The sequence below is a fragment of the Flavobacterium sp. genome, assembly GCF_046296355.1.
Classification (GTDB): Bacteria; Bacteroidota; Bacteroidia; order Flavobacteriales; family Flavobacteriaceae; genus Flavobacterium.
Window position 1 is genome coordinate 331,179 of record NZ_JBKBLM010000001.1, and the last position, 19,991, is coordinate 351,169.

The 19,991-nt window shown below is 38.3% G+C and carries 9 protein-coding genes; 4 read left to right on the forward strand and 5 right to left on the reverse strand.

Annotated features, from left to right (window positions below; all coding sequences use genetic code 11):
* Positions 1-68 precede the first annotated feature (68 nt).
* The gene (locus ACK4HO_RS01565) at positions 69-2,360 is read right to left on the reverse strand and encodes a two-component regulator propeller domain-containing protein (protein ID WP_409661594.1); all 2,292 of its coding nucleotides are present in this window, start codon (positions 2,358-2,360) and stop codon (positions 69-71) included.
* Between the two features lie 124 nt (positions 2,361-2,484).
* A complete protein-coding gene (gene gdhA / locus ACK4HO_RS01570; RefSeq protein WP_409661597.1) occupies positions 2,485-3,828 on the reverse strand; it encodes an NADP-specific glutamate dehydrogenase in 1,344 nt (447 codons plus the stop codon).
* A gap of 265 nt (positions 3,829-4,093) precedes the next feature.
* Here gdhA and ACK4HO_RS01575 point away from each other — a divergent pair, with 265 nt between their 5' ends.
* Positions 4,094-4,876, forward strand: coding sequence for a THC0290_0291 family protein (locus tag ACK4HO_RS01575; protein ID WP_409661600.1), 783 nt, complete (start codon positions 4,094-4,096; stop codon positions 4,874-4,876).
* Positions 4,877-4,879: 3 nt separating this feature from the next.
* On the opposite strand, the gene hflX is transcribed toward ACK4HO_RS01575, so the two are convergent.
* The gene (gene hflX / locus ACK4HO_RS01580; protein WP_409661603.1) at positions 4,880-6,100 is read right to left on the reverse strand and encodes a GTPase HflX; all 1,221 of its coding nucleotides are present in this window, start codon (positions 6,098-6,100) and stop codon (positions 4,880-4,882) included.
* A gap of 190 nt (positions 6,101-6,290) precedes the next feature.
* On the opposite strand from hflX, the gene ACK4HO_RS01585 reads away from it, so the two are divergent.
* The 3 genes from ACK4HO_RS01585 to ACK4HO_RS01595 are packed head-to-tail and all read left to right on the forward strand — an operon-like array spanning position 6,291 to position 15,711.
* Positions 6,291-12,863, forward strand: coding sequence for a choice-of-anchor J domain-containing protein (locus tag ACK4HO_RS01585; RefSeq protein WP_409661606.1), 6,573 nt, complete (start codon positions 6,291-6,293; stop codon positions 12,861-12,863).
* Positions 12,864-12,901: 38 nt separating this feature from the next.
* Positions 12,902-13,822 (forward strand): type IX secretion system membrane protein PorP/SprF, encoded by a 921-nt coding sequence (locus tag ACK4HO_RS01590; RefSeq protein WP_409661609.1) that lies wholly within the window; start codon positions 12,902-12,904, stop codon positions 13,820-13,822.
* 20 nt (positions 13,823-13,842) lie between these two features.
* Entirely contained in the window at positions 13,843-15,711 is a 1,869-nt protein-coding gene (locus tag ACK4HO_RS01595) for an OmpA family protein (protein WP_409661612.1), read from the forward strand.
* Between the two features lie 108 nt (positions 15,712-15,819).
* Here the strand turns inward: ACK4HO_RS01595 and ACK4HO_RS01600 are convergent, their stop codons facing one another.
* Positions 15,820-16,290 (reverse strand): DUF6252 family protein, encoded by a 471-nt coding sequence (locus tag ACK4HO_RS01600; protein WP_409661614.1) that lies wholly within the window; start codon positions 16,288-16,290, stop codon positions 15,820-15,822.
* Between the two features lie 392 nt (positions 16,291-16,682).
* The gene (locus ACK4HO_RS01605; RefSeq protein WP_409661617.1) at positions 16,683-19,856 is read right to left on the reverse strand and encodes a reprolysin-like metallopeptidase; all 3,174 of its coding nucleotides are present in this window, start codon (positions 19,854-19,856) and stop codon (positions 16,683-16,685) included.
* Positions 19,857-19,991 lie beyond the last annotated feature (135 nt).

The window sequence follows — 19,991 nt, forward strand, 5'->3', positions numbered from 1 at the left end:
GTAGGTTGTGAGTTGTAAGTTGTCGCATTATTTTTAACATACAACTTAGAACATACAACATAGAACTTTTATCTAATAATCATCACTTTTTTAACAGTAGTTTCCGAGGCATCTTCGGCGGCGATAAAAATCATATAAACGCCTGATGTGACTTTGTATTTGCCAAAAGCAGTCGTGTCCCATTCAATGGTTCCGCCTTCTGAAGTGGTTTCGTAAACCAAATTGCCTTCGATATCGGTGATTTTGACATTGGCATTGGAAATGAGTCCGGCGATTTTTACGGTGCCGACAAATTCAGGCCTTACCGGATTTGGGTAAACGTATACATCTTTTAAATCTTCTGCGGGTTTGGTAGCTGTGCCTTGAAAAGAGACCAAGCCTTTATCGGTAGCAAAAAAAACTTCACCAGTTTCGGGATTGATATCGATGTCGTTGATGACATTGCTGGGTAAAGGAGAATTGTCTTTGGTAAAATGATAAATCGTTTCTTGACCGTTAGGAGAAAAAAGAAAAACACCTGAGTCAGCTGTGCCAATCCACTTTTCATTGGAACCATTGACTGCGATATCAGTAATGAATTGTTCGTACAAAAGTTCTTGTGCTAAATCATCTTCTAAAATAATGATGGCGTTCGCTCTCATTTGCGTCGTACCATTATAACTGCTGGTACTTGGTAATACTCGCAGCCCTTTGTTGGTGCCGATCCAAACTTGATTTCGGTTGTCAATAGCAATGGCTCTTACGTCTTTAGAGGGAAGGTTGCCCACTTCAGCACCTTCGGTTATTTTTTTAAAGATATTGGTGTTTTCATTGAAGGCAATCACCCCATCAAGGTAAGAAGCAATCCATTTGGTTCCGCTGTTGTCAATGGCTATTTTATTTAAATGGCTGGAGCCAAAATTATCCAAGATGTCTTGCATATCATAGGATTGCCATTGACCATTCGTTTTTAGAACATTGAGTTGCTTTTGTACGTTACTGTTGGTCACCCAAAGGTTTCCAGATCTGTCAAAAACAGATTCATTTACCCTGATGCCGGTTGTAGTTGCATTATCTAAGGATTGCAAAGTGCTGTTGGAAACATTGTATAGGGTAGTGGGAATGTCATTGACAACTTCTAACAGTCCGTTGTGGTAAGAACCTACGTAGACTTTAGTTTCATCATTGGGGTTTATGGTTATTTTAGTTAAAGATTTGGCCCCTAAAACATCGGTATAAGGAATGTTTAACCAGCCGGTTTCACTGTATTTACTTATTCCGAAAGAGGTTAAATTAAACCCGATAAAAGTATACGGATTGTAAAATATGTTGTAACCACCATATGTTGCCCATAGATTAGAAGACGAGCTATCTATAGAAAACATATAGTTTCTGAGAGGTCCGTCGGGCATTATAAATTCGAAAGCGGTTGGATTACTTATTGTTGAAGCTACTATTCCGTTCTCTAGGGTTCCAATGTATATATTGTTATTAATCACAGTACCACAGGTAAAATTGACTGATGTTGGGGTTACTTGTGAACTCTGGATGTGGGCTATTTGGGTTAAATCGGTGTTGTAAACAAATACGTGGTTAGGAGCGGTAATGATTAAATAATTTGGCGTGGCCCTAATGTCTAATCCGGGTTGTCCAATGTCGCTGAATTCTTCAAAAAAACTTCCGTTGTATTTGTAGGCTTTGTTATTGGTGCTCAATCCAATCAATTGGTTGTTGAAGGTAACTAAACCGGTCCAATATCCACCGTCAAAAACTTGCCATTGAGCATAATCGTTAAGGTTTGGATTGGTGATTAAAGCCTTTCTGATGCCGTTATTTTGAGTATCAGCGTAGATTTCGCCATTATAAACTGTGGTTTGATAGACTCTTATTTCTTCACCGGTCGGGCCAATAAAATAAGTGTCGCCAAACTCTAAAGTAGCGAGTTTGTATTGCACGATTCCAAAGTCGCAGGAAACATAAACAATTCCGTCATGTTCCATAAAGTGGTTTACTTTTTTAATGTTAGCCGGGATGTTTTTGTTAATAATATCAACCACATTCAGCATTGAACCGTCGGCGTCATTGATTACAATCAATAATCCGTTTTCATAACCTACAATGGTTTTATTAAAAGTATCACTGTGATAGATAGCAGAAATGGTTTGACCGGAAAGACCATCGATAGAGTTTATGGTTTGGAGGTCATTGCTAATGGTATTTTTAATAAATAAGGCATTTTCTGCGGCAGCATACAACTTATTGGCAGATTCAGTAACATCTTTGATTTGGTTGTATGAAAAATAGCCTTTCCAATTTTGGTTTTGTTGAGAAAAGCCAATTTGGAAAACAAGTAGTAGTAAATATAGTAGGCACTTTTTCATTGGAGAACAATTAGCATACAAATATAGTATAAACGCAAAAAATATTGTTTTGGTATTTGCCAAAAAAAATGCCCTCATAAAGAGAGCATTTTTTTTTTGGGTTTATGGTTGGTTGTATTTAAATTTATACAATTCCTTGTGCTAACATGGCATCGGCAACTTTCACGAAACCGGCAACGTTTGCGCCTTTTACGTAGTCTGTATAACCATTAGCATCTGTACCATATTTCACACAAGCGGCGTGAATATTAGCCATAATGTCTTTTAATCTTTGATCAACTTCTTCTGAAGTCCAGCTCAAACGCAAAGAGTTTTGTGACATTTCAAGTCCTGAAGTGGCCACACCACCGGCATTAGAAGCTTTTCCGGGAGCGAAAAGAATTTTAGCATTTGTGAAAACTTCGATAGCTTCCGGAGTAGAAGGCATGTTAGCACCTTCAGCTACACAGATACAGCCGTTAGCTACAAGTGTTTTGGCTTCGTCACCATTTAATTCGTTTTGGGTTGCACAAGGTAAAGCGATATCACATTTTACTTCCCATGGACGTTTTCCGGCTACGAATTTGGCGTTTGGATATTTGGCAACATAATCAGAAATCCTACCGTAGTTTACGTTTTTGATTTCCATGATGTAGGCCAATTTCTCTGCGTCAATTCCGTCAGTATCTAAAATATATCCTGAAGAGTCAGAAGCTGTAACTACTTTCCCACCTAATTCAGTTGCTTTTTGGATAGCGTATTGGGCAACGTTTCCAGAACCAGAAACTACTACAGTTTTCCCTGTGAAACTATCGCCTTTGGTAGCCAACATGTTTTGAGCGAAATATACATCGCCGTAGCCTGTAGCTTCTGGACGGATTAATGAACCTCCGAAAGAGATTCCTTTTCCGGTTAAAACGCCGGTAAATTCGTTTCTTAATCTTTTGTATTGGCCAAACATATATCCTACTTCTCTTCCTCCAACACCAATATCGCCTGCAGGAACGTCAGTGTCAGCACCGATGTGTTTAGACAATTCAGTCATAAAGGCTTGACAGAATCTCATGATTTCGATATCTGATTTTCCTTTAGGGTCAAAATCAGCACCACCTTTTCCACCGCCCATTGGCAATGTAGTTAAGCTATTTTTGAATGTTTGTTCAAAAGCTAAGAATTTAAGGATGCTTAAATTTACAGAAGGATGGAAACGAATTCCTCCCTTATAAGGTCCAATAGCAGAGTTCATTTGGATTCTGTAACCACGATTCACTTGAGTATTTCCGGCATCATCAATCCAAGTCACACGGAACATGATAACTCTTTCAGGCTCTACCATTCTTTCCAAAAGCATTTTGTTTTGGTATTTTTTATTTTGTTCAATAAAAGGAATTACAGTTTCTGCAACTTCCTTTACAGCTTGCATAAATTCAGGCTCATTGGCATTTCTTTTAGCAACCAATTCGATAAATTCGTTAATACTTTGTGACATAAAATATACTGTTAAATTTTTTTAAGAAAACGTTTTCGTAAATTCAGACAAATATACATTTTATTAAAAATATGGGTATAAGTTTTTTTAAATTCTCAGAATTTTTGCGGTTATGGTAAGAAAATTTAAAGATAGTTGTAATAAATGTTGTCTTTTAAAACTTTTGTTGCTTTTTTTCGTATATATATGAACAATTTTTTATTTTATTTTATAACTGAATGATGTTTTTATATATTTGTCGAGAATTGAACTTATTAGTATGCAAATGCCCAAAAAATTTATCATAACCTCGCTGTTGTTATTTGCATTTTCAAATAGCACTTTTGCTCAATTTGGTTTTTCACATGAAATAGGAGCTATTGTTGGTCCTGTTGCTTTTCAATCCGATTATGGAGAGCGACATGATTTTTCTACCAATGCGGGTAATACCGGATATGGTATTGGGATTATACACTACTTGAATTTTTCTTATAGAGCAGAGTGTAACTGTTATACTCCTGAAACTTATTTTAATGACCACTTTAAATTAAGAAGTGAATTGTCATACAATAAAACTGAATTGCAACATTTTGGAAGATGGGTCGATAAGAGTAAAACATCTTTGATAGCAGATCAATTAAGAGCTATGCGAGGAAGTACAGCTGTTACTAATGTTGGAATGCAGTTGGAATTTTTCCCTTTGAGTATTAGAGAGTTTAGTTCTACCATTGGAGCATGGGCGCCGTTCATGAGTATGGGAGGTCAATTTAGTTTTTATGACCCGGAAGCTTATTCTACTTTAGGTGCTTTGAATACGCCTATTTCAACCCCTATTAAATATTACGACGCTACAACCAATCAAGGAGGAACCGTTTGGTCGATAGTTGGAAGTATAGGAACTCGTTATAAGCTTACGGAACTATCCGACTTGATGTTGGATTTACGTTGGCAGTATTATTTTTCCAATTGGGTTGATGGTTTAAATCCTGACCCTGCTGTTTATGTTGAAAATAGAGCTAACGATTGGAATGTTTGGATAAACTTTGGTTATATCTATTATCTTCAATAAGATTTATTCCTCAATTACATCTTTATAATCCGGATATAAGAATTTATTGTAGGGAAAGCGCGTGATGTGAATTTCTCTCACAGCTTCATATACTTTTTCTCTGAATTCTTCAAAGTTTTCTTTATTGGTTGCCGAAATAAATAAGGCATTCTTTTCTCCCACATTACTCATCCAAGTGGCTTTCCATTCTTCCAAAGTGTAATGTTTGGTGGTTTTTTCTGTAATTAAATCATCGGCTTCAATTTGTAAATGTTTGTAAGCATCAATTTTGTTGAAAACCATAATCGTAGGTTTACCATAGCTTTTGATGTCTTGTAAAATTTGATTTACGGATTGAATATGCTCTTCAAAATCGGGATGAGATATATCTACTACATGCAGCAGTAAGTCGGCCTCTCGGACTTCATCCAAAGTGCTTTTAAAGGATTCTACTAATTGCGTTGGTAATTTTCTAATAAAACCTACAGTGTCGGATAGTAAAAAAGGTAAATTTTTGATAACCACTTTACGAACGGTTGTATCAAGGGTAGCGAATAATTTGTTTTCTACAAAAACCTCGCTTTTACTGATTACATTCATTAAAGTTGATTTTCCAACATTGGTATAACCAACTAAAGCGACACGAACCATAGCGCCACGATTGCTTCTTTGGACAGACATTTGCTTGTCGATGGTTCTTATTTTTTCTTTTAGTAATGCAATTCTGTCGCGTACAATTCGTCGGTCGGTTTCAATTTCAGTTTCACCAGGTCCACGAAGTCCAATTCCTCCTTTTTGACGTTCTAAGTGTGTCCACATTCCGGATAGGCGTGGAAGTAAGTATTGGCATTGCGCTAATTCAACTTGGGTTCTTGCATAGGAAGTCTCTGCTCTTTGGGCAAAAATGTCTAAAATCAAGTGGGTTCGGTCTAAAATCTTACAGTCTAAAATTTTAGAGATGTTTTTTTGTTGTGAAGGAGACAATTCATCGTCAAAAATAACAGTTGAAATATTATTTTCTTTGATGTATAAATGGATTTCATCTATTTTTCCTGTTCCTAAAAATGTTTTGGGATTAGGTCTTTCCAATTTTTGTGAAAATCTTTTAATTACTTCTCCTCCTGCAGTATACGTTAAAAATTCTAACTCGTCGAGATATTCATTTAACTTTTCTTCACTTTGGTTTTGAGTAATGATTCCAACAATTATTGTTCGCTCAAAATTGATTACTTCTTTTTCTAACATTAGGTTTTATTGAACTACAAAAATAGTGATAAGAAATTTAAGTTCGGATACAATTTGTTTACCAAATGGTAATATAAACTTCAATTATTTTGCCAAAAAAAATATAAATGTTATTTTTTTCATAATTTTTACTAAATTTGGAACTCAAAATCCAAAAAAAACTCAATTAAACAACTAAAATTTTCATTTCATGAAAAAAATTACTTTACTACTGGTGACCTTATTTTTTTCTATGGTTGGTTATTCTCAATTAACACCAACTGTTGAAGGATTTGAGTCAACCACAGGGCCTACTCCGTTACCATCGACTACATGGGCTTTAACAACGGGGAACTGGGCGGTATTTGACAATGGTGTTGGAGTCAATCAACGTTGGGGAATTAACTCTACCGTTGTTGCGCCACCAACTCCACCTCTTGTTTATCAAGGGGCAAATTCTGCTTATGTCAATAGAGAGAATATTGGCCAAGGAAACACCTCTGAAGATTATTTGTCAACGCCACTAGTCAATATACCGGCAAATGGACAACTTCGTTTCTATACTCGTACTTTTTCAACGGGTAATCAAGGAACTTTGTATCAAATAAAGGTCGCTCCATCAACTGCAACACAAACCGATCCTGCTGCCTATACTTTGGTGCAGCAATGGACTGAAGTTGATTTAACACTTACTTACAATGTTTATGAAGAAAAACTAGTTGACTTATCTGCTTATGCAGGTCAACAAGTTTATGTTTCGTTTGTAAAAGTGTACACGCAACCTCTAACAGTTTTAGACGGAGATCGTTGGTTAATTGACAACGTGAGTATCCTTGAAAGATGTTTAGATCCTATAAACCTTGCTGCAAATGGAATAACTCAGACTTCGGCTAACTTAAGCTGGGGGAATCCAAGTGGGGCGACTTCTTGGGAAATTGAAGTTTTACCTTTAGCGGGGACCTTTACAGGAGTTGGTGTGGTTTACAATGGTGCTTTACCATTTAATGCAACTGCTACCGCAACAGGAACACCTTTTACCCCTTCAACAGATTACAAATACTATGTAAGAGCTTTGTGTTCAAATGGAGCTAACAGTGTTTGGGTTGGACCTTTTAATTTCTCCACGACGTCTCCAGGATTCACTTGCGGTGCTCCAATTGTAATTGGATCAGTTCCTTACAGTACGACAGATAATACGGGCAACTACGGAGACACCACGGATGTGGCGCAACCTGCAGCTTGTGCCGGTACAGCAACCAATTACATGACAGGAAACGATGTATTCTATTCCTATACTCCAACTACCAGTGGTGCTATTAGTGTGACTATGACACCTGCGGGAACATGGTCCGGTATTTTTGTTTACGAAGGTTGTGCTAACGTAGGGGTTAACTGTTTAGCAGGAGTTGCCAATACAGGAAATGCTCCCAGAGTTATTCCAAGTATAGCAGTGACTGCCGGACAAGAATATATTATTGTCATTTCAACTAATGCAGCGCCTCAAACGTTTGGTTACACTTTGGTAATTCAAACTGTAAACTGTGCTGAACCAACCACATTGTCGGTTAGTGGTTTAACACAAACATCTGCCAATTTATCTTGGGCTAACCCAGGAGGCGCCACTTCATGGGAAGTTGCTGTTCAACCGGCAGGTTCACCAATACCTGCAGGACCTGGAACACAAACTAACGTTAATACAAATTACCCTGTGCCAGGACTTACTGTGAATACGGCTTATCAGTATTACGTAAGAGCAGATTGTAACAATGGTACTTTCAGTGCTTGGGCAGGTCCGTTCTTATTCAATACTTTGTGTGATGCGTTTCCTGTTCCTTTCCAGGAAGGTTTCAATACGGGATCGCCAACTGAAAACTGTTGGACAGTGTTGAATTCAAATGGGGATGCAGATGCTTGGAATATGAATTACGCAACAGCTCCATTTGAAGGAAATCAATGTGCCGCTATTAACACCGACTTTAATGCCGGTGCTAATAATGATTGGTTGATTTCTCCACAAATTATATTAAACGGTAACCAAAGATTGAAATTCCATTACAGAGTTCAATCAACTGGTGAACCTAATGATTTTAGAGTAATGTTGTCTACTAACGGACCAAGTCCGGTAGATTTTACAACTACTTTAATTCCTTTAGCAACATATAGTAATACTACTTATGTTCAAAGAATTCAAACTTTGGCTGGAATCACTGGTCCGGTAAATATTGCTTGGCACGTTCCAAATGGTGGTTTAGATGGATGGAGAATTTACATTGATAATGTAATCATCGAAGATATACCAACTTGTCCTGAACCAACTTTGTTAACTTCAAGTGCAGTATTGTCAACTTCTGCTACTGTTTCATGGACCAACGGTGGTTCAGAAACGGCTTGGCAAGTTTTAGCTTTGCCTTGTGGTTCTCCAGCACCAACTGCTGGATCAACCGGATTTATTGATGTAACAGGAAATCCTTATACCCTTACTGGTTTATCACCAACAACTTGTTATGATATTTATGTTAGATCAGTATGTTCGCCTACAGATAGTAGCCCTTGGACAGGACCTGCTTCGTTCACTACTCAAGTAGCACCACCGGTTTGTGGGGGTACATTTACTGACCCTGGAGGAGCTGGAGCAGACTACGCACCAAGTACAGATTCAACAGTAACGATTTGTCCGGTTAACCCGGGAGATGTTGTTACCGTAACCTTTAATTCTTTTGAAACAGAGGCCAATTGGGATGCGTTATACGTTTTTGACGGTAATTCAATTGGTGCCACTCAAATAGCCAGCAACAATCCAGCAGCAAACGTTCCTGGTGGTTTAGCAGGAGGATACTGGGGTACCGCAATACCTGGTCCTTTTACTTCATCAAGTGCGGACGGATGTTTAACTTTCAGATTTAGAAGTGATACTTCTGTTCAAGATCCGGGATGGGTTGCCAATGTAACTTGTGGTCCACCACCAACGTGTAGAAGACCAACTGCCGTTACAACTTCAACAGTTACATCAGATTCAGTTATAATAAGTTGGGGACAACCAACTAATCCTGATAATAGTGTGGCTTCAGCATGGCAAGTGTTGGCTTTACCATGTGGTTCTCCTGCTCCGGCAGCTGATGCAACCGGTTTTGTTGATGTAACTACTGCTTCGCCTTACACATTGACGGGATTGAATTCTTCAACATGTTATGATATATACATAAGAGCGGTTTGTAACCCTACAGATAGCAGTATCTGGTCAGGACCGCTTCCAATTACAACACAAGTGGCTCCACCAGTATGTGGTGGTACATTTGTTGACGAAGGTGGACCGGCAAATTATCCGGCTAACTCAGATTCAACCGTTACTGTTTGCCCTATTAACCCAGGAGACACGGTAACTGTGACTTTTTCATCTTTTAATGTTGGAGCTAATAGTGATGCATTATATGTTTTTGATGGTAATTCAATTGCCTCACCTCAAATTACCAGTTTAAATGGTCCTGGTACCGTTCCAGGTGGTTTGGCAGGTGGATTTTGGGGAACTGCATTGCCTGGTCCTTTTACCTCGTCAAGTCCTGATGGATGTTTGACTTTCAGATTCAGAAGTAATGGTTTTACCAATCTTGCAGGTTGGGTAGCCGATGTGACTTGTGGTCCGGCACCTGAGTGTCAAAGACCAAATACATTAACAGCAACAAGTATTACAACGACTTCTGCTTATTTAGGATGGACAGAAACCAATCCTGCAGTAACACAATGGGAAGTTATCATATTGCCTTTAGGTTCTCCTTTCCCATTACCAACAGCAACAGGAACAATAGTTTCGACTAATCCGGCATTATTTACCGGTTTAGACTCAGGTACACAATATACTTTTTATGTTAGAGGTATTTGTCCAACAACCGGAACAAGTTTGTGGTCGACAGGATTTAATTTCAATACTTTAATAGAAAATGACAATTGTGATGGTGCAATATTTGCTCCGGTAAATTCTGATGCAGTTTGTCAATTAGTTACCCCAGGGACTATAACCGGAGCAACTGCTTCAGTAGCGCCAGGAATTGTAGCACCTTGTGTTGGAACTCCTGATGATGATGTTTGGTTCCAGTTTATAGCAACAAACCAATACTTAAACGTTTCAATACAAAGTGTTGTTGGATCAACGACTAACTTAAATTTTGCAGTATATTCAGGACTATGTGGGACTTTGACACAAGTATTCTGTAGTACAAATTTAGCGGGTGTATTGAATAACTTAATTGTTGGTGATACTTATTATATTAGAGTATTTTCTAATGCAGCTACACCACAGTCGGCCAACTTTAATTTATGTATCTCAACTCCTTCAACATGTACTAACAGTTCATCAATATGTAGTGAGGATGGTTTAGATTATGGTAACACTACAGGGGTAACAAGTTTGGGACAGATAGGTTGTTTGTTTACATCTCCTAACCCTACTTTCTTTACTATTCAAGTAGTTAGTTCAGGCCCTATCAATTACCTGTTAACGCAATCAACAACACCTGGAGGAACACCGAATTTGGACGTTGATTATGCAGCATGGGGTCCTTTTACTACTCAAGCTCAAGTTTGTGCTGCAATTGCAGGAGGTCAGCCACCTTTAACCGGTTTGACTACCGGATGTAGTTATTCGGCAGCACCAACTGAAAACTTTAATATAGCCAATGCTGTGGCAGGACAGTTTTATGTAATTTTAATTACGAACTTCTCTAATCAACCGGGATATATTACTTTAACACAGACAAATTTCAGCCCTACTTCGGGAGCAACACTTTGTTGTCCGGAAGCTGACTTTGTTTATTCGTCATCAACTTATTGTATTGATCCGAGTGTTGCCAATCCGATTCCAACTCTTGCTCAAGGTTCGGTTGCCGGGGTATTCTCATTGTTGCCAAATACGCCAACAGGATTAGTATTCGCTAATACAACAACTGGAGAGATTGATTTACAAGCCAGTTTGCCAGGAAATTATGTTGTTGTTAATACATTAGCAGGAAACGTAACTTGTCCGGAAACTCAATATACATTTACGATAAGCCTTGTGCTCCCAGCTGCAGCAACCATTGACTATGATGCCGCATTCTATTGTGAAAGTGATGCTACAGTGCATAACGTAAACCAAACCGGAACGACTGGAGGTACCTACTCAGCATTGCCAAATGGTGGTTTGTTTATTGATGTTAATACTGGTGCTATCAATCCAAGTTTAAGTTCGCCGGGTGTTTATACCGTATCTTACTCTTTACCTGGTTCTGGGGTTTGTGTAGGTGCTAATCCGTCAACTCAAGTTGAGATTGCTCCATTGCCAAATATTGTTCAACCTGCGAATGTTCAAGCTTGTAATAGTTATGCGCTACCGGCTTTAGCAGTTGGTAATTATTTTGATGCACCTGGTGGAACAGGAAATCAATTGAGTGCAGGTTATTTAGTAACCGCAACACAAACATTTTATATTTATGCCGTTAGTAATTTGGGTTGTACCAATGAAGTTTCATTTACAGTAAATATTACTACAGTACCTACGCCAACAGCAAATGTTACTCAAACAACTTGTACCGTTCAAACAGGAGCGATAGTAGTTACTGCTCCGTTAGGAACCAATTATGAGTACAGTATAGATGGTACAACTTATCAAGCAGCTACCACTTTTGGCTTATTAGCGCCTGGAACTTATAACCTAACAGCTCATGATTTAACTTCAGGATGTTATTCTCCAGCACTTACTATTGTCATTAATCCAGTGCCGTTTACACCAACAGTAGTAGATTTTTCATATAATCCAGCAACAATTTGTCAAAATGCGGCGGCGACAATGTCTCCAATTTTACCGGCCGGATTTACAACTCCTGGTCAATTCACTGCTCAACCTGCAGGATTAAATATTAATTCAGGAACTGGTGTAATTACTCTAGGGGTTGGTGGCTCTGCTTCATTGCCGGGAACTTATACCGTTAGATATACTGTATTACCTAATAACAACATTTGTTTAGTGGGTGGATTCTTTGAATTTGAAGTTGTGATTAATCCAATTATCACACCGGTAACTACTATAGGGTATGATGCTCTATATTGTTCAGGTGGAGAAAATCCGCTACCTAATACTAGTATTGCAGGATTTACTATTGGTGGTTTATATACAGCCTCTGCCGGATTGGTTATAAACTCTTCAACAGGTTTAGTCGATTTAACTTCACCGGCAGGTACTTATACTGTAACTTATACTGTAGATGCTGATGCGGATACTTGTAGAGTTCCGGGGTCAAGTACTGCTCAAGTAGTGATTTCATCACCCATACAAGTTAGTGTAGCAGGGAATTGTGAAGGTGTTGAATTTGTGCTTACGGTATCTCCAATAGAAGGAACTTTTGATTCTAATGTTACTTTTGTATGGGAAGACAGTTCAGGCTTAAACGTAGGAAATACACAAAGTATTGTGGTTACAGAATTAGATACTTATACAGTTACTGTGACTTCTAACGGATGTCCTGATTCTGCTTCATTACCGGTTGACGCAATTACTTGTGTGATTCAAAAAGGTATTTCTGCTAATAATGATGGCTATAATGACTATTTTGACCTTAGAGGTTTCAATGTTAAAAAATTGTCTATTTTTAACAGATATGGAATGAAAGTATATACCAAAGGAAATTATACTAATCAATGGAAAGGTCAATCTGATGATGGAGACGAACTTCCTGACGGAACCTATTATTTCGTAATTGAAAGAGATAATGGAGAAAACAGAACAGGTTGGATTTACATCAACAGAGTACAATAGGACAATATAAATTTGCATTCAAAATAAAACAAAACAAAATGAAGAAACTATATTTCATTGCAGTATTAGCTTTAGCAGTAACAGAGTTAAGAGCACAGCAAGATCCTCATTACACGCAATACATGTATAACATGAGTGTTATGAATCCGGCCTACGCAGGGTCTAAAGAAGCTGTTTCAGGCGGTTTACTTTATCGTAAGCAATGGGTTGAAATAGAAGATGCTCCGACTACAGGAACGTTTTTTATACACAGCCCTGTAGGTAGAAATGTTGGATTAGGTCTTTCTGTTATATCAGATAAAATCGGTCCGGTAGAAGAAAATAACTTCTACGCTGACTTCTCCTATACTTTAAATTTAGGTGGTGAAAAGAGATTGGCTTTTGGTTTAAAAGCCGGTCTTACCATGCACAAAATCGATTTTAACTATATTTTCGAAACCTTACCACAACCGGTTGCGGAAGATCCGTTTAGTGCAGGGAATCCTAACAATACCTTCTTAAATGTTGGTTCTGGGGTTTTCTATTACACCGATAAGTACTATGTTGCTTTCTCTGTGCCGAACATGCTAAAGACAAAATATTTAGATTTTGACGGAAGACAATACGGAACTGAAGAAATGCACTATTTCTTAACAGGAGGTTATGTTTTTGACATTAATCCGAACTTGAAATTCAAACCTTTCGCGATGGTTAAATCATCGTTGAATGCGCCAACATCTTTTGATTTATCGACTAATTTTATGTTTTATGATAAGTTAGAATTAGGAGCTACGTATAGAGTAGAAGACTCTTTCGGGGCGATGGTTAACTTTGCAATTACTCCAAGCTTAAGAATTGGGTATGCTTACGACCACATCGTTTCAGACTTAAATACGGTAACACCATCTTCACACGAGGTAATGTTGTTGTTCGATTTGAACTTCCCGAAAAAAGTATCACGTTCACCAAGATATTTCTAACCTATAAAGAAACCTAAAAAATGAAAAATCTATATATAGCCTTAAGTTTTGTAGCCTTCAGTTTTACACTATCGGCGCAAAATAAAGATACCAAAGCTGCCGATAAATTATTCGCTAGATACGAATATGTCGATGCAGCCAAAGCTTATCTGAAACTTGTTGAGAATGATAAAGGGGATGCTTATGTGTATAAGCAATTGGCCGATACTTATTACAACATGTTTAACTCTACTGAAGCCGTAAAATGGTACGCCAGAGCTACTGAAACCAATCAGGATTCCGAGACTTACTACCGTTATGCTCAGATGTTAAAAGCCAATGGTAAATATGAAGAAGCCAACAAGCAAATGCAAAAATTTGCCGCTGCTGCGCCTAACGATCAACGTGCCAAAGCTTTCAAAGAAAACCCTAATTATGTTCCGAGATTATTAGACAAAACGAAATTGTACAATGTTAACGCATCTGACATTAGTAGTGATAAATCTGATTTTGGAGCGGTGCTTTATGACAACAGTTTGTATTTTGCCAGTGCCCGAAACGGAGCTCGTAAAACTTATGGTTGGACAGAAGAGCCTTTCTTAGATATTTATAAAGCAGATTATAATACTGATGGTACAATTACCAATGCAGGTGTTGTAGTTTCCTTAAATTCTAAATGGCATGATGGTCCTGTGACTATCAGTGCTGATGGAAATACGGCTTATTTTGCCAGCGAAAGCTACAAAGAGAAAGACTACGAAAAGGACAAAAAGAACAATGCCCGTTTCAGTCAAGTATATTTGTTTAAAGCCACTAAAAGTGGAGACACTTGGGGTGAGCTTACCGCTTTGCCTTTCAATGACAAAACCTATTCAAGCAGTAACCCTTCTTTGAGTAGAGACGGTAAAACTTTATACTTCTCTTCTAACAGACCAGGCAGTTTAGGTGGTGTTGATATTTGGAAAGTAGCAATAAATGCTGATGGTACTTATGGCGAGCCTCAAAACTTAGGCAGTAAAATAAATACTGAAGGCAACGAAAGTTTCCCATTCATAGCAGATGACAACAAAACATTATACTTTGCTTCAGCCGGAAAACAAGGTCTAGGAGGATATGATGTTTATCAAGCTGATTTATCAAGCGGTGCAGAAGCGACCAACCTAGGAAAACCGGTGAATACAGAAAAAGACGATTTTGCTTTCTCTTTCAACGGGACTAAAAATGTTGGATTCTTGTCGAGTAACCGTGGCGGAAATGACGATATCTTAGTAGTAAACCCAATTTGTGGAGTTGATGTAACTATTGTGGTTACTGACGCTAAAACAGGTGCTATCTTGGCCAATGCTAGCGTGGCTATCCTAGACGATAAGAAAAACGTTATTGCGACTGAAATGTCAAATGCTAATGGAGAAGTAAAATACAGAGTAGAGTGTGATAAACCATACGTTGTACAAGCTTCAAAAGATGGTTATGAAGGCAATACTTTTGCTGTTACGCCAAGTAAAGGGCCAACTGCTAAAGTTGATGCAGCCTTACAACCAATTGACGTAATTGTTACTGAAACGGAAATTGTATTAAAACCAATCTTCTTTGAATACGACAAAAGCAACATCACTCAAGAAGGTGCTTTTGAGTTAGACAAATTGGTTCAGGTGATGAAGAACAACGACAAGTTGGTTATCATGGCTAAATCGCATACAGACAACAGAGGAACTGACAGATATAACGAAAGATTGTCTGACCGTAGAGCTAAATCAACCGCTCAGTACATCATTTCTAAAGGCATTGATGCCAGCAGAATTTCTGCTAAAGGAATGGGTGAGTTAGAGCCTAAAGTTGATTGTGGTAAAGACTGTACTGAAGAGCAACACGCTCAAAACAGACGTTCAGAATTCTTGATTGTGAAGTAATTATTTACAACTGAATATAAAAAACCCCGAACAGCAATGTTCGGGGTTTTTGTTTTAATGGGCACGGATTTGAAATCCGCGCCATCGGGTTTTTGCAGTATAAAATACTTATTCTATATTTTCAGCTCTAAAGCTTCCTTCTGTTACGGTAATTGTGCCACCGTTTCCGTCATCGCCTGTAAAAGAAAAAGTACCTCTAATAACGTCTGCATTCACTTCTGTAATAATCATTGTTCCTGTTTCGTTATCAGTGTATATATCTTGGTTAAAATCACTGAAACTTCCTGCATAGGAATCAACATTAGAAGGTTCGTCAGTAATTGTGTGCGTACCTGTAGGAACATTTAAAGGTGTAAATAAGGTTACAACTTGACCTGTTTCAGTATCATTACCTGTGATTGATTTGGCCAAAGAATTGATAACCATCGGATCAGCAAATTCTACCCAAGTTCCGTTTACTTTACATTTTAAGTAAAAGTTTGTAGAAGAACTGCTGTCGCTATCAGAACTACAGTTAAAAGAAATAGCACCGGCAATTGTCAATACAATCAGCATAGCTGCTTTTTTGAATGTTTTCATAATTTAATTTTTGTTTTTAATAAATTGATTCCAAAAGTATTGGAAATAATCTTAGCCTGAATAGGAAGGTGAAATTATTTATTAGAAAGTTGTGTTTATTTATTTTGGAAATGGGAATATAGAGTAGCCAAAAGATTTTAATAGTCAAGAGGTGTCTTTTTACTTATATTATAAGATTACAGATTTTGGAGAAAATAGGTTATTAAAATTCTTGATTTCACAAAAGACAAAACCTAACTAGCCCCGATTGAAGCAACTGCCATGCAGTGCAAAAAGCGGGAATAGGGATGCCAAGAACGCCCAAGCCTTTCGCTCTTAAAATTACCCAAAAAAAACCACTCCTTTTGAGAGTGGTTTTTAAACTATTGGCTAATGCCTAATTACTATTGGCTTTATTCCTTAATAAAACGTTTGGTAGTGGTTGAAGTTCCGTTGCTTACTTCGATTAAGTAAGTACCGGCTTTCAGTGAACCTACGAATACATTGTTGTTTTCGATTTTACCTTTTCCTAATTCTTGACCCATTAGGTTGAAAATTCTAAATGACGCTTCACCTTCAAGGTTAGCAATGTTTAAAACATCTCCTTTTACCGGGTTTGGATATAAGTTGAAAGCAACTCTGGTAGTGTTGTCTTCGAAACGAGCCGTTGCCGTGATGTTTACAGTGTAGTCTTCTACTTCACCATCTGCGAAAGTTTCACAAGACGTTGGCGAAGCATTGTACTTCATAGAAACACGCATTCTGGTTTGGCCTAACAAAGCCGTCGCCGGAACGGTAAAGCTTCCTGAAACAGGTGTGCTTTTGGTTTTAGTTCTGTTGTATACTTGTTCTCCTGAGTCAAGGAAATCACCATCACGGTTGTAATCAATCCATACTCTGTAAGCTTCGCTGTAAACAGTAGCTGTCCAAGCCGGAGTGATGGTAACTGTATTAGCGGTTCCACGAACTAAGTTTGTTGAAATAGCTGTGAAGTTGCCATAACCACCATTGTTACCTGATAGGTTATTGATGGTGCCTAGTTGTACTCTGTTGATGTATTCTCTAGTAGTACTATTTCCTCTTGAAGTACAGTAAGTCACAGATGGTGTAAGCGTGGTTACATTCACTGTGTTACTGGCCGGAGAAGCATTGCCTGCGGCATCTTTAGCAATCACATAGAAAGTATAAGCGGTTGAAGCGGTTAAACCTGTAGCTGCATATGTAGTTGCTGCGGTTGAAGCTAAGAACGAACCGTTTCTGTATACATCATAAGAAGTTACGGCTACATCGTCTGTTGCACCTGACCAAGATAAATTGGTTGAAGTTGTTGTAGTTCCCGAAGCGCTTAATGTAGCTGCTGTTGGTGCAGTTGTATCAGGGGTAAGTGTAGTTACATTAACAGTGTTACTTTCCGGAGAAACATTTCCTGCGGCATCTTTGGCAACAACATAGAAGCTATAAGCGGTTGAAGAAGCCAATCCTGTAGCTGCGAAAGTAGTAGCTGTAGTAGAAGCTCTGAAAACACCATCTTGGTAAACATCATATCCTGTTACGCCAATGTTATCTGTTGCACCCGACCAAGATAAGTTGGTTGAGTTGGCGGTAGTTCCTGAAGCACTTAAAGAGGCTGCAGTTGGAGCTGTGGTATCCGGAGCCGAATTGGTAATCGTAAAGTTAGCATTAGAAACATCAAAGAAAATATGATTAGTTCCTTTTACCATAATACGGTTAGTAGTTCCGGCAAGATTCGGAATAGTAACTGCTTGAGATCCGTCATTTGGCGTGGCAGCCAATAAAGTAATTGGATAAGTAAATCCGCCATCAGTTGATAATAAAATATCTACATTGGCACAATTCACATTGTTGGCAGTTGTTCCAGCCACGTTCCAAGTTACGGTTTGAGAACTGTTTCCTGCATAAGTAACGGCAGTATTTGGTACACTTACTGTAAATGGACCGGCTGTTGCGTTAACGGTAACAATCATGTCATCACTATTGTTGGCAGCACCACCAGCTCTATTGTCGCGAACGGTTAATCTGAAATTCATGGTTCTGGCAACAGATGGTAACGCTTCCACAAGGATTTCAGTTCCAGAAGTTGTTGTAGCACCAGTTAAAACCGATTGAATTCTAGGAAAATATCTAACCGGTGAAGTAGATGAATTGTAAGATCGGAAAGTTGGTCCGGTAGTACGAGTAGCACTTGCTGCTGAACTTGCACCAGTAGCAGTACTTGCTGCGCTGTCAAATTGTTCCCAGTTGTAAGTTATAGCATCTCCGTCAGCATCGCTTCCCGAACCGGTTAGCATGAATGGTGTGCTTTTAGGAATGGTATAGTCTAAACCGGCACTAGCAGTTGGAATAGCATTTCCGGTTGGTGTATTGGTTTGACAAGTTTTACCTTTTACGTTGTTGGTTATTTGTTGGATACTAACCGCGTGAAAATAAGCATCAGAATTAGGTTGAACATCCTGAGCGGTAATACCGGCATAACCCATAATGGTTGAGCCACTTCCAGGTTCCATATTAACGCCTGTACCTTCATTACTCATAGAGAAAGTATGGTTACCTCCAAATTGGTGTCCAATTTCGTGAGCCACATAATCTATATCAAAGATGTCTCCTTGTGGAATTGTTCCGGAAGTAAATCCACTTCCTTTACCTGAATTACACACACAACCAATACATCCAGCATTTCCGTTGTTTGAAGCTCTTACAAATAAATGCCCAACGTCATAATTAGCATCTCCAATTACTGAAGTTAGCGTGCTTTGAAGTTGACTGTTATAGCTTGTAGTATAAGGATCGGTAGAAGCATTGGTGTAAATTACTAGGTCGTTATTGGCAATTAAAACCATTCTGATGGCAAAATCATTTTCAAAAACACCATTAACACGGGTCATTGAATTGTTCATTGCCGCCAATGCCAGTGCTTTTGTGCCACCAAAATAAGTAGCATATTCACCGGTACATGACAAGGCTAAACGGAAAGTTCTCAAAGTAGCATCATCAGCATTAGGTCTTAAATTAGTACCGTCAGCTTGTGCTACTTCATCAATAACCGAACATTCGAAAGCACTTAAAGACTGTTTTCTGTCGGCTTTTCTAAAAACGGTGTAAGTAGTCAAATCTTGTGAAATCGGCTCAATAAATACAGCGGCTTTGTCTGCATTTAAAGTCATCGACTTAAACCCAAGTGGTGTAACACTGAAATAAGTAGTCGAAGTAGGATTGTCAAGACCAATTCCTATATAAGACTTGATTTCAGGATAACGAGCGGCTAATGCCGGTTCTAATGCCGAGTTTTGATAGACTTTAAATCTTTCTAAAACACCATTTTCATTAGGAATAGATACGATAAGATCTGCGCTTTTTGCACTTGCGAATCGTTGAGGCGCATTGGCTAAAACATTTCTTAGTCCGTCCAGATTTAAGGTTAAAAGTTGGTTTTCCGGTAATAACATTCCGGTTTCTAACGGAATCATATCACTTTTCTTGGTAGTTGAGTTCCATAGCGAGTTTCCTGTTTGTGAAAAAGCTACACTACTGATAGTCAACAAAGCAACGGTGAGTAATTTGTACTTCATAATCATTTAATTGGGTTAAATTATAAATTCAAAATTATAATTATTTTTCACATCACCATAAATAAAATGGCAAATCTGTTAACAAATCGACAAACTGCACATTAAGTTGCTGATAAATGAGTAAAAAATTAATTA

Coding starts and splice junctions, on each gene's coding strand:
- ACK4HO_RS01565 (WP_409661594.1), bottom strand. CDS start 2,360: ATGAAAAAGTGCCTACTATATTTACTACTACTTGTTTTCCAAATTGGC.
- gdhA (WP_409661597.1), bottom strand. CDS start 3,828: ATGTCACAAAGTATTAACGAATTTATCGAATTGGTTGCTAAAAGAAAT.
- ACK4HO_RS01575 (WP_409661600.1), top strand. CDS start 4,094: ATGCCCAAAAAATTTATCATAACCTCGCTGTTGTTATTTGCATTTTCA.
- hflX (WP_409661603.1), bottom strand. CDS start 6,100: ATGTTAGAAAAAGAAGTAATCAATTTTGAGCGAACAATAATTGTTGGA.
- ACK4HO_RS01585 (WP_409661606.1), top strand. CDS start 6,291: ATGAAAAAAATTACTTTACTACTGGTGACCTTATTTTTTTCTATGGTT.
- ACK4HO_RS01590 (WP_409661609.1), top strand. CDS start 12,902: ATGAAGAAACTATATTTCATTGCAGTATTAGCTTTAGCAGTAACAGAG.
- ACK4HO_RS01595 (WP_409661612.1), top strand. CDS start 13,843: ATGAAAAATCTATATATAGCCTTAAGTTTTGTAGCCTTCAGTTTTACA.
- ACK4HO_RS01600 (WP_409661614.1), bottom strand. CDS start 16,290: ATGAAAACATTCAAAAAAGCAGCTATGCTGATTGTATTGACAATTGCC.
- ACK4HO_RS01605 (WP_409661617.1), bottom strand. CDS start 19,856: ATGAAGTACAAATTACTCACCGTTGCTTTGTTGACTATCAGTAGTGTA.